Annotated in this window: 10 protein-coding genes; 4 read left to right on the forward strand and 6 right to left on the reverse strand. The window is 31.6% G+C overall.

The annotated features are described in order from the left end of the window. The first annotated feature begins 3 nt into the window (after positions 1–3). The 4 genes from ACH2CG_RS10740 to ACH2CG_RS10755 are packed head-to-tail and all read left to right on the forward strand — an operon-like array spanning position 4 to position 7,001. Positions 4–1,776: a DUF262 domain-containing protein gene (locus ACH2CG_RS10740; RefSeq protein WP_395065016.1), complete on the forward strand. Its 1,773-nt coding sequence runs from the start codon at positions 4–6 to the stop codon at positions 1,774–1,776. Next, a complete protein-coding gene (locus ACH2CG_RS10745; RefSeq protein WP_395065018.1) occupies positions 1,773–3,011 on the forward strand; it encodes a restriction endonuclease subunit S in 1,239 nt (412 codons plus the stop codon). Before ACH2CG_RS10740 ends, ACH2CG_RS10745 begins: the two co-directional genes overlap by 4 nt. Positions 3,012–3,016: 5 nt before the next feature. After that, a complete protein-coding gene (locus ACH2CG_RS10750) occupies positions 3,017–4,012 on the forward strand; it encodes a hypothetical protein (RefSeq protein ID WP_395065020.1) in 996 nt (331 codons plus the stop codon). A gap of 4 nt (positions 4,013–4,016) precedes the next feature. Beyond that, positions 4,017–7,001, forward strand: coding sequence for a type I restriction endonuclease subunit R (locus ACH2CG_RS10755; protein WP_395065022.1), 2,985 nt, complete (start codon positions 4,017–4,019; stop codon positions 6,999–7,001). Between the two features lie 228 nt (positions 7,002–7,229). On the opposite strand, the gene ACH2CG_RS10760 is transcribed toward ACH2CG_RS10755, so the two are convergent. The 6 genes from ACH2CG_RS10760 to ACH2CG_RS10785 form a co-directional block, all read right to left on the reverse strand. Continuing rightward, on the reverse strand, positions 7,230–7,886 hold the full coding sequence (locus ACH2CG_RS10760) for a hypothetical protein (RefSeq protein WP_395065024.1): 657 nt from the start codon (positions 7,884–7,886) through the stop codon (positions 7,230–7,232). Continuing rightward, complete coding sequence (locus tag ACH2CG_RS10765; protein WP_395065026.1) at positions 7,886–8,893, reverse strand: hypothetical protein; 1,008 nt, start codon at positions 8,891–8,893, stop codon at positions 7,886–7,888. The genes ACH2CG_RS10760 and ACH2CG_RS10765 overlap by 1 nt, the downstream gene beginning before the upstream one ends. 1 nt (position 8,894) lies before the next feature. Further along, complete coding sequence (locus ACH2CG_RS10770) at positions 8,895–9,395, reverse strand: Pycsar system effector family protein (RefSeq protein ID WP_395065027.1); 501 nt, start codon at positions 9,393–9,395, stop codon at positions 8,895–8,897. A 316-nt stretch (positions 9,396–9,711) separates the two neighbouring features. Continuing rightward, positions 9,712–9,885 (reverse strand): hypothetical protein, encoded by a 174-nt coding sequence (locus tag ACH2CG_RS10775; protein ID WP_395065029.1) that lies wholly within the window; start codon positions 9,883–9,885, stop codon positions 9,712–9,714. A gap of 187 nt (positions 9,886–10,072) precedes the next feature. Next, entirely contained in the window at positions 10,073–10,573 is a 501-nt protein-coding gene (locus ACH2CG_RS10780) for a hypothetical protein (protein WP_395065031.1), read from the reverse strand. Next, positions 10,570–11,646 (reverse strand): helix-turn-helix domain-containing protein, encoded by a 1,077-nt coding sequence (locus ACH2CG_RS10785; protein ID WP_395065033.1) that lies wholly within the window; start codon positions 11,644–11,646, stop codon positions 10,570–10,572. The genes ACH2CG_RS10780 and ACH2CG_RS10785 overlap by 4 nt, the downstream gene beginning before the upstream one ends. Between the last annotated feature and the right edge of the window lie 1,352 nt (positions 11,647–12,998).

Genomic DNA, 12,998 nt, shown 5'->3' on the forward strand with positions numbered 1-12,998 from the left:
GATATGCTAAGTGCAAGTAAAGAAAAACTACTATCCTTTTTAAATGGTTCAAGTCAATATATTATACCTTTTTTTCAAAGAAGTTATGTTTGGAAAGTAGATAATTGGTCAGAATTATGGGAAAATATTATCGAAGAATATGAAGAAATGGTAGTTAATAACAACCTTAAAAGTGAACATTTTATAGGTACAATAATTATCAAACAAATGCTTTCTTCTCAAGTTGGTGCTACAGAATATGAGTTAATTGATGGGCAACAACGAATGACAACTATTAGCTTGTTATTAAAAGCTTTCCATGATGCTACACTTGAAGATAGTGCCAAAACATGGATAAATAAGTTTCTAACTTTTGAGGATTCATACGGAAACGAAAAAATCAGAATTCAGCACAGTAAAGTAGATAGTGAATATTTTCAATCTATTATCCAAGACAAAAACAATAATGAAGAATTATGGAATAAGTTTAAAGGTTTAAAACTTGAAGAAGTAGAGAAAAAATTAGAAAATGAAAATAGAATTGTTGGAGGTTATATTTATTACAGACATAAAATTGAAACCGATTGCAACCTTGATGATGTTAGAAAATACATTAATGTCGTAATTGAAAAGTTACCAGTAATTCACATGGCTCTAAACGCTGATGATGATGTACAGCAAATATTTGACACAATCAATTCATTAGGAGTAAAACTAACGACTGCCGAGTTACTTAAAAATTATTTATTTTCAGAGCAAGAACTTAGAGCTTATTATGAAACGTACTGGCAATCTGTTTTTGAAGCAGATGAAGATGCGATAGATTTTTGGAACCAAGAAAAAACATCTGGAAGAATTAGACGAACCACAGTAGAACTTTTTCTATACAGTTATCTAGTGATTAAAAAAGAAGCTAATGTCAAGTTAGATACGTTATTCAAAGAATTTAAAAACTACCTAAAAGATAAAACTGCCGACCAAAAAATAGCTTTCGCAAAGGATATTAATGAATATGCAAAGGTTTATGAAGAAATGCCAGACGGAGAAAATCTAGCTGAAATTAGCTTTGACCAACACGAAAAAAGATTTTTCCATGTCATTAGAGAATTTGATGTTAATACAATATTCCCATTAGTATTGATGATTTACAAAGAAGTTACCAATCTTGAGGAAAGAATTAAAATTCTCAAGGTATTAGAATCGTATATCTCAAGAAGAACCATTTGCAAGTTAACTACCAAAAACTACAATAACTTATTTATTTCTATATTGAGTGAAGTTAAAAAAATGGAAAGTATTACGGCTGAAAATCTATTGGCTAAACTAAATAGTTATTCAGATGTAACCAATAAATTTCCATCAGACACTGAGTTCAAAGACGCCTTTTACAACAGATACCTCATCAATAAATACAGCCGAGAGGTTTTATATTGCATTGCTTTGTATGAACTAAATCATGCCTATGTTGATAACAGAAAATTAAACTTTAGCGGTTTTAGTGTAGAACACATGATGCCAAAAAATTGGATTAAAAACTGGAAAACATTACCCGATGGAATTACTAAAGAAGTTAGAAGCGGTAAGCTGTTAACTTTAGGAAATCTAACATTAATACAAGGAAAATTAAACAGTGCTTTAAGAGATTCAAGTTGGAATAAAAAAAGAGCAAAGCTTAAAGATTATTCTACATTAAAACAAACAACAGACTATTTAGCAATAGAAAATTGGCAAGAATCTGAAATAGATACAAGAGCCGAAAACCTATTTAAAATTGCAGAACAAATCTGGAAGAAATGAGAAAATACTCAAAATACAAACCCTCTAACATAGAATGGATTGGAGATATTCCAGAGCATTGGGAAATTAAAGTTTTAAAAAGACTTGCCAAAATTTGCAATGGTCAAGACCATAAAAAAGTGTGGGATGCAAACGGTCAATTTCCAATTATTGGAACTGGTGGAACATTTGGTTATACTGATAGTTATCTTCACGAAGGACCTTCAGTAATTCTAGGAAGAAAAGGGACTATTGATAAACCGCAATACATGGAAGCTCCATTTTGGTCAGTTGATACAGCATATTATACAGATATATTTCCTTCAACAAATCCAAGATATTTTTATCATTTATGTAATACAATAAATTTCGAATTGTATAAATATGGTTCTGCTGTTCCAAGTATGTCTCAAGAAGTATTAAATCAAATACCTTTTGCAGTTCCAAATGATATAAAAGAACAAACAGCAATCGCCAACTATATCGACAAAAAAACAAAAGAAATTGACCAGCTTATTGGTAAAAAAAAGCAGTTAATTCAATTATTTGAAGAAGAAAAAAGGATTGTAATTAGTTTAGCTGTAAGTAAAGGAATAAATCAAAATAAAGAGGTTAAAGAATCTGGTATTGATTGGATGGGGGAAATTCCTAAACACTGGGATATCAAAAAAATAAGCTGGTGTTTTTCTAATATTGGAAGTGGAACTACTCCAAAATCTGGAGAAGACGAATATTATTTTAACGGTTATATAAATTGGTTACTTACAGGAGATTTAAATGATGGGGAAATATTTGAAACCTCAAAAAAAATAACTGACAAAGCAATAGAAGATTATACATCCTTAAAAGTTTACCCGGTAGATTCGATTGTAATTGCAATGTACGGAGCTACAATTGGAAAACTTGGTTTATTAAAAATTGAAACTACTGTTAATCAAGCTTGCTGCGTAATGAGTAATCCTTTGCATCATACTACCATGTTTTTGTTCTATTATTTATTTTCAGTAAAACAAGAAATAATAAATATGAGTTACGGTGGTGGGCAACCAAACATTAGTCAAGAAATACTAAAAACATTAAGGATAACTGTTCCTCCAATTGAAGAACAAGAAAAAATTGTTAATCATATTGAACTTGAATCTAGTAGAATAGATTCTAAAATAAAGAAAACAAAAAAATTAATCGATTTACTCATCGAATACCGCTCGGCATTAATAAGCGAAGTAGTAACTGGTAAAGTAAAAGTAATAGACTAAAATATATGACTCTTTGTACTGCATGGATACGTCAAGCCAACGATAGTGAAGAATTGGTTTTTGCCACAGATAGTTGCCTTTCTGGTGGCGAACGTTGGCATTCGGGTGTAAAGTTATTTGAATTGCCTCGTAAAGATTGTTTGCTGTGCTTTGCAGGCGATACTAACAGAACCTATACCTTAATTTTGAATTTAATATCTTCAATTAAGTTTGATACACATCTTTCTAATCCGCATACCGATATTGTAGATGTGTTAGAATATTTGAATGATTTATTTACCACGCTTTCAAATTCAATTTCTGGTTACGAACCACAACTTTTTAAGGATGCTTTAGGCGATTTTCAATTCATGTTTGGAGGTTGGTCATGGAAAAAAAGTAAATTCCGTGTATGGAAATTAGAATACAACCACGAAATAAAAGCGTTCATCTACAACGAGTTTAACGAAGAAAATATGTTCTTTGGTTTCATCGGAGACGAACTAGAAAAAGCCGAAGAGTTTTTAACAGAAGAATTGTCAAAAAACAAAAAAATACTTTCTCGTAGTTTTGATATGGAACCGTTAAAAGTATTGTTGAAAATGATACGAGAAAAAGAATTTGATTCTATCGATGGTGCTATTCAGATGGCAAAAATATATCCTCCAGGAATGACAGAATTTTTTGGAGTGATGTGGCCCAATTATTTAGGGCGAAAAACATTTTTAGGAAAGGATGTTAATTTTGAGCACAAACCATCAGTCAAATATATTGATCCTGATACTTGTGAAATAATGGGCGACGAAATTCCAGATAAAATTAATGAGCCCGAGCAAGAGATTTATGGTGTAAATTATGATTTTGTTTTAGAGTGTTATTCGGAAGAAGGATATCAACTAAAAAAGAACATTACCGAAAGACAAAAAATGACTTTAAAAATTATTTTTAAAGAAGTTGCCTATCGTGAATTTGTAAAGCTGCAAAACGAAGAAGTTACTGAAGAAGAACCAATTGAAGAATAAGAGTATGAGCATAACAACCGAAAATACATTTGAAACCGCGATAGTGCAATCACTTATCGAAAAAGGCGGATATACATTAGGTAATGCTAGTGAATACATTGCAGATTTAGGTTTCTTTAGAAGAGATATTATTGATTTTTTACAAAGCTCACAACCAACCAAATGGGAGAAAATAACAGCCATTCACGAAAAAGATGTTGAGAACCGAGTATTACATAGGCTTTATAAAGAACTCGATTTAAGAGGCAGTTTAGATGTGTTACGCAATGGTTTTACTGATTATGGTGTTCGTTTTCAAATGGCATTTTTCAAACCAGTATCAGGTTTAAATCCAGATGCTTTAGCGTTTTATGCTAAAAATGAATTAAAAATTCACCGCCAAGTTTATTTCAGCAAACAAAATACCAATTCTGTAGATTTGGTTATTTCATTAAATGGTATTCCGGTAGCAACTTTAGAATTAAAAAATCAATTCACAGGTCAAAATGTAACCAATGCCTTAAAACAATACAGCACAACTAGAGACAATAGAGAATTACTATTTGCATTCAAAAAAAGAACATTGGTTCACTTTGCCGTTGACCAAGATGAGGTTTTTATGACTTCAAAACTCGATGGTATAAAAACTTATTGGCTACCATTCAACAAAGGATATAACAACGGTAAAGGCAATCCTCCAAACAAAGAAGGATATAAAACCCAGTATTTGTGGGAAGATATTTTAGCCAAAGACAGTTGGTTAGAGATAATCCAAAGTTTCGTGCATCTTCAAACCGAAGAAATTGAAATGGAAGGTAAAATATTCAAAAAAGAAAAGCTTATTTTTCCACGTTTCCATCAATTAGATGCAGTTAGAAAAATTGGAGCTGATGCAATCGTAAATGGAGCAGGTAAAAATTATCTCATTCAACATTCAGCAGGTTCAGGTAAAAGTAATTCAATCGCATGGTTGGCTTATCGCTTGTCAAGTTTGCATAACGAAACTGACGAACGAATATTTGATAGCGTTATTGTAGTAACTGACCGTAAAGTGTTAGACCAACAATTACAAAATACCATTTACCAATTTGAGCATAAAACAGGAGTGGTGCAAAAAATTGACAAAGACAGCTCACAACTGGCAAGTGCAATTGGTTATGGTACAAATATCATTATTACAACATTGCAAAAATTCCCATATATAATCGACAAGGTAAATGAGTTACCAGACAGAAAATATGCAGTAATTATTGATGAAGCACACAGTTCACAAGGTGGAGAAGCTAGTAAAAAACTAAAAGAAGTATTAGCATTAAAATCATTTGAAGATGCCGAAAAAGAAGAGGAAGATGATTACAGTGCCGATGATTATATTAGAGAACAAGTAGAAAAATCGGCTTTATCAAGAGGTAAACAATCAAATATTTCGTTTTTTGCTTTTACAGCAACTCCTAAATATAAAACGCTTCAAGTGTTTGGGTATAAAGATTCAGATGGTAAACCGCATCCATTCCATTTGTATGCAATGCGTCAAGCTATTGAAGAAGGATTTATTTTAGATGTATTAAATAATTACACTACTTATGAATTATACTTCAAACTAACCAAAGCAATAGAAGACGATCCAAAACTAAATCGTAAAAAAGCATCTAAAGCAATTGGTAAGTATGTTGCATTACATCCTTATAATTTGGCTCAAAAAACCGAAGTAATAATTGAGCATTTCCGCCAAGTAGTAGCAAAAAAAAATGGAGGAAAAGCAAAAGCAATGTTAGTATGTGGTTCAAGATTACACGCTAAAAGATACTTTGAAGAATTCGACAATTACATCAAAGAAAAAGGGTATGAAAACGAAATTAAAGTATTAGTAGCGTTTTCGGGAAAAGTCATAGATACTAATTTTCCAGACGGTGTTTCAGAACCAGAATTAACTGGTTATGGAGAAAGAGAGTTGCCAGAAGTTTTTGATAAAGATGATTATAAGATTCTTATCGTGGCTGATAAATACCAAACTGGTTTTGACCAACCTTTACTGCATACTATGTATGTAGATAAAAAACTTTCCGGTGTAAAAGCGGTACAAACATTATCAAGACTAAACAGAACCTGTCCTGGTAAAGAAGATACATTTGTATTAGATTTTGCTAATGAAAGACAAACAATTTTAGATTCGTTTCAGCCTTATTATGAGATAACATCAGTTACAGAGGAAACAGATGTAAACCATTTATATGATTTAAAAACGAGATTAGATAAATTTCTAGTGTATTGGGAAAATGAAGTAAACGCATTTGCTAATGTTTATTTCAATCCTACAACAAAAATAAATAATGCCAAAGAGCAAAAATATTTATACAGTTTTACCGATCCAGCAATAGAAAGATTTAAAGAAATAAAAGAAGAAGATAAGAAAGATGAGTTCAAAAAAGGATTACGGTCATGGACGAATCTTTATGCTTTTCTTTCACAGATTATGCCATTTACAGACCAAGATTTTGAGAAATTCTATGCTTATGCCAAGCTATTACAAATCCGTTTGCCCAAAAGAGATTTGACGGAAAGTTTAGAATTAGGAGATGAAATTGCTTTAGAATATTATAGACTTCAAAAAATAAAAGAAGGTTCAATTGATTTAATCAAAGGCGAAGATGGAGAACTAAGTGGAACTACAGAAGCTGGTTTAAAAAGAGAAAAAGAAGAGGAAGCTTTACTGTCAGAAATTATAACAATTCTTAATGATCGTTTTGGAACTGAATTTGAAGAAGCCGATAAATTATTTTTCGACCAAATAGAAGCGGAATTATTATTAGATGAAACATTACAGGTTCAGGCAAAAGTCAACAAAATTGACACCTTTAAATATGCTTTTGAAGACTTATTCGTAACGAAACTTATTGAGCGTATGGACCAAAATCAAGAAATTTTCGAAAAGATTTTAGAAGACAAATCATTTGGCGATTTAGTAAAAGAAATGATGATGAAAAAGGTATATAGTAAAATGAATGAGTAAAAAAAGTATCTTTACAATATGAATTTAGAAAGTATTATAGCAACAATCGCTTCTTTAGCAGCAATCTACACGTTTGCTAAAAACGATACGACTATATTTTCGCTTTTAAAAAAAACTTTTTTTGACACGTAACTGACACGTAAACTACCCATCTAATAAAATAAACTCTGAAAATCAGCTATATAAAGTAGAGGTTTGAATCCTAACTGGATTCAAACCTCTACCTTTTTATGATAATAATTGAGATTCCAACTTAAAAAGTTGCAAGTCATCCAACAACCTTTTATGTCCAAAAAGCATAAGCTTTTCAGCAATAGGTAAATGACAATGTTTATACTTTCTTTGCTTACAAAGACAAATAGAATTTCTGTTAGGAAGTTTATTCGTTGTTATTGAAGTCAACAATTGAATGGTAAAATTAACATCTTTCAATCCTAAATCATTTTCATAAAAGTATTTAATTCCATCAAACTGATGCGGATAATCTCCATTGGCATATTCTCCAGTTTTCAATTTGTAAGCATGATTGGCAAAAAATGGATATATCTTATTTTGATAAAATGAGATAACATCGATACCTTTATTTTCTAGCAATAGCATCTTATGGAGGATATCAAGACAACATTCGCCATCTACAGAAATATGCCAGTCATCTTCGCGCTTAATCTTTTCAGTAACTTCAAATACTTTAGGAGTTATATGGGGATAGTTTTGTTTTAGCAATAAAATACTTATCTCATAACTATCCCAATATACACCTTCAATATCTACTATATCAATAACACCTTGAAGCTTAATATAGTTTGTATTATCAAACGAAACGATTGAAAATTTTGGATATTTTTCAATAAACCTTTCAATATCTCTCTCAATACTAACTTTCATTAATAAAAATAGGGTTTACTTAATTCAGCGATAGGTTTCAAATTTTCAGGATTTAAAGCAGTACCGTTCGAAACTAAAAAACCTAATCTTCCAGTTTGATCAAAAATAACATTGGGTTGTTGCTTTAAAAATTTATCCCAATTAAAATCATATTGAGTATAGTAAAATGCTTCCTCCGGATTTCTAAAAATATACCTATCATTTTCATTTCCTGTTCTTTTAGAAACAACCGTAAAATAATCATCACTATTAGGCAATAAATCTTTTACATTAGCACCAGCCACAATACCACACTTATTAGCACTAGATTGCATTTTACTGGCCAAACTTGTATGTAAACTACAAGTCGTAACCTCACTTATACCATCAATTCCACAAGAACCCCAAAGCACATCTTCTTTATCACCTAAATCAATACCGCTTCTAATCGAAATGTTTTCAACACCTTGAGATAAGAAATAGTCTTTCAAATCATTTTGCACAAAATAACTATAAGTACTTAATGATAGCAAAGCATTCTTTACGGCAGTTTCTTTAGAAATGTTTTTTCCGCCAAAATAAATAAACAAACCGTCGCCCTGTATTCTTTGTACATAACCGCCATGAATTAATGCTGTATGGATATTGGCTTTTACCAATGTATTTGTAATCAAAAACACAGCTTCTTTACTAAACTTTTTAAACATATTTGTGCTTCCTGCAATATCAACAAAACAAGAAATAATGTAATGCTCTTCTGTGTTATCAGTCGCTTTTAAATGCCCGAAATCTGGATGCAAACCCAAATCTTGATTGTAATTAACCTTTCCCAAACCTGCGACTTCCGAGTAATTCCTCAAACTAGGAGCAAGTTCCTTTCTAGATATCTTATTATTAATAGTGGAGAAGGTCATTTTTGAGCTATCACTCAAATTACCAACTCCAGCCAAACCTTTAGGAAAAACACCACTTTGGTCAGCTCGTACCGCTTCTTTGATTACGTCAAAGTAATCCGAATATATATTCATCTTAAATTGTATTATTAAAAATTATTATTGCTACAAACACTAAAACTATAACCTGAAAAAGCATCGAATAACCTATCCACTTTAGTATTGTAAATTTTTTGTTCAATCCTTTTGATAAAAAATAGACTTGCTCTCGTAAATCTTTCAAGTCTTCTTTCGTATCTCTTTCCTTACTTTTTTCTTTATACTCCTCTAAAGTATTTTGAGCTATAGTTCCAAAATAATATAGAGAAGAAGACTTATAATTCAAAAACGGTACACTCGCATAAATCAGTACCGCAACAGTTGTCAATCCCATAAAAGTGAATAATCCAATCAAAAATTCAAATGCAAAGGCGTGATTAACAATTTTACTGTTAATAGTAAAATAAGCTCCTAATACACCTCCAAGAAGAAAAGTATTAATGGCAATGTAAACAGCTATTTTATTATTAATAGTATCATAGTAATGATCAAACCTACCAACATTGAAAATCAATCTTTCTTTTTCTGATTTATTCATTTTTTTATTTTTTAAAGGATTAAGAATAGACGAGCTTAATTTGTAAGCTCGTCTAAAAAAATAATCTATTTCAACGCTTTGGCAACCAAAGAAACTGCTATAATCAATGCGGCTGCAACAGCAATAGCATTAACTACATCGGCAACTTCATCATAAACTGTAACACAGCTATTTTTGAAGCAAACAGTAGAGCTTTTGGGCTTGGTTGAAATCTCTGGGTAATTTTGTTACTCATAAGAATTCTATTTTTTGGTTAAACAAAAGTGCAGCACCTTTTTTACAGGTGCTACACACCTAATTACTAACAACAAAGGAATTACTTCTCTTTGCGAACTCCTTTAAACGGAGTACCGTCTTGCTTAACATCCATAAAACGACCAGTGTTAGTATCGCGCTTAACGTACTGTTCGGTTTTAGGATTATAAGTCTGACTTCTTCCTTTTACGGCACCATTACGATGTCCATCTCCGGGTGTACCATTTTTTGCCATGGCTTTCAGATTTAAGAACAGTCAAACTATTTAATAATGAGGTGTTTGACTAAAAACCCTAGGAATAATTAGGTAATAAATAGAATTCTATTACTTTTGCAGAAGAAATCAAATACCGTCCAAAGTTTTTATTTCTCCTGACCGAAGCCTAATTCCATTTCGCTTCGGTTTTTTGTACTTTCAATTGTTAAATTTTTAATTTCTTAATTACTTTATCTATTTCTTCCATTGGTAACCTGTCATTAACTGTTTTGAGTTGCTCTAACAGAGCAATAGCTTTTGACTTATCCAATATATTTTCTTCTACCAATTTCTCAATAACCCAAATACTACCGTGAACTTCAACACCATGCTCTTTAGCTTCCAACTTCAATTTTCTATCACAGGTAAGTAATGCACAATTAAGTTGAATCGACTTCCAAAGCATTGTTTTATCAGGTAATGATTTCAAGTTTCGCTTTGTTGCAAATTGATTTACAGCATCTTGCTCTTCATCAGTCAACATAATAACGTTTAACTTTTGTGACCTTTTATAAACTTCAAATTCAACAACCTGATTAGCTATTACAATTTCATTATATACAAACGAAGTGGTGGAGATTTCTGCTTTCAAAGCAAAAAACTCCGGTAAAATCTCCAACTGATAGAGATCAAATAATACACTTACATCTGTAATAATTAATTTCATACCAATAATTTCATTTTACCGCGTAATTGCCAAGCTGTTATGCCCGAAAAATAAGCCGCTTCATTAATTGTCAGAACTTCTTTTGCTAAACCTAAATACACCAATCGCTCCATACGAGTTGGTTCTTCTTTACTCCTGTACCTACCAGGTTCACTATTTGGAACATGATAACCTCTTTTTTTATAGCCAACATGGAACTTTCTTAAAATAAAATCGTTCAATATCCCTAATCGATGTGCTCTATGAAAAATAGCGGTAAACGATATTCCCCAACGCTCTTTTATAATTTCTAACTCCTTTTGATAAAAATGAAAACGTTGTTTATGCAACTCTTTTTTCGCCATTTCTTCTGGATATAAAACTGCACAAGCAAAAACATGACATAATTTTTCCTCTTCGGAATGCTTCAAATCTTTTGAAAAAGTCAATGCGTGATGCGCCAATTCATGTAATGCGGTAAATCGTTTTCTAACCACGTCATCATTAGCATTACTGCTTTTTTTCAACACAATGATTTTTCTATCTCCAACAGTAGCTTTCATACCATCAAAAGCATCACTAACTAAAAGATCAATCACTTTATAACCTTTATCTTCTAGCATTTCAACAACATCTGGTATTGGATCATATCCTAAATCCCATTCTTCTCGCAGTTTTTTTGCAGCATCCTCAGCATCTTCGGCAGTCTTAATTTCTTTATCAAAATTAAAATAGTCATATTTCTCATTTAGCTGAAGAATATCCTCTAATTCAAAATACCTTTCAAAACAGTCTTTAGCTTTTTCAATAACAGAAGCTTCTTCTGTCTTAGACAGCTTTGAACTGTATTTTCTAAAATCAATACTCTCAAATTCAACTTTAACACTAGGTACCGAATAAAAATAATCTATAGAAACATTTAATGAGTTAGCCAAAGCAATTAAAACTTCACTATCTGGCTTCATGACACCTTGCTCATATTTATTCAAAGACTGCTTGCTAACTAGATTATCTAGTTTGTCGGCAAGTCCTTGAAGAGACAAACCTGCCATTCTTCTAGCAGATTGTAGTCTATTTGCAAATACATTTTCCATAATTAAAGATTTAAACTATCAGTTTGTTGACAAAAATACAAAAAAAATAGTATTTGTCAACACGAATCTAATAAATAGTTATAAACAATATCTTCATTTCAATTGCTATATCTCACTAACAATCTAAAAAAGCACTTACCTTTTGACACAAGATAAACCCCATAATTTGAGGTCTATCCTGCAACGATTGGTAATGAAATTTTAGATAAGGAGAACAATCATTTTGGTTCGGTGGTAAAAAAGAAGTTTTACATTTCAAAAGCCCCTCCTTTGCCAACGCTCTAAAAAAAATTACTGGCACAGTTTTTAGAAAAAACACTTACACTTCGTGACTTGCGCCAGTAATTTTTTTCCCCAAGCTGTGTTACATAATTGAGTATTATAATTCATTATAAAGCTTTTATATTGTTTTTTTGGTTTTTGCAATGAAGTTATAATATCATTTATGTAAAACAGCCGCACCTGCCAACGCGCTTGCCAGTGGCTCCAGGACAACATTTTTTGCAGCTCCCATCGCATCACCAAGCTACAAAAAACACCGTCCTTCGCCACTGTCTTTAACAACGTTCGTCATTGCATCGGAAACTTTACAGTTGTACTTGCTTTTAAGAACGTTTTCGGTAACTGATTTTAGCAACTTTGTGCATAAATCGGTAGTATTTGCATTGCTTTTGTAAGTGTTGTAAATCGCTTATAACTCTATTTCTAACATTCACAATTTCGGATTAAGCAATTTATAACACCCACAAAACCAAAAGAGCCAGCAAGAGTATCGTTTTTTATTTGCCAAAAAACACTAGGTAAATTGATTTTCCATCGGCTTGATGCCTAGCGTTTTCAGATGAATGTTCACTTTAAAAATCATATCTATCTTTTTTAGGAAAAGTGAGCATCAAGCCGATAGTAAAATCAATCACAAAATCACGTTAAGCAAATAAAAAAAGACACACTTGCTTTGAGCTACTGCCAACGCACTAGGTAAGCATTTGCATTGTTTTTTTGAAGATGCTTCCCATTTTCATAAGACAATATACTACTAACTGAAAATTACTACTGCCGTCTAACCAAAAGGCATCCTCAAAAAATCAAACGGTATGAAAGAGTATGAAATTTTAATGGCCAAATAAAAGCATTTTTATTTTTTGAGTTTGAAATTTATTCATCCATTAAAATTTCATACCCTTTCCGAAGAACATCTTCTATCTCATCAACATTTTTAAAATCTGTCTTCAGCAGAAACTTCTCGGATTAGAAGAAAATAAAAAAATAATAAATAAAAGAAAGTAAAGGTAAGTTCCAGTTTCAAGAAAAAAAAGTTCAAGCCCTGCGGGTTTTAGAAAAAATCTCCACCC

This window comes from Flavobacterium sp. (genome assembly GCF_043778725.1).
GTDB lineage: Bacteria > Bacteroidota > Bacteroidia > Flavobacteriales > Flavobacteriaceae > Flavobacterium.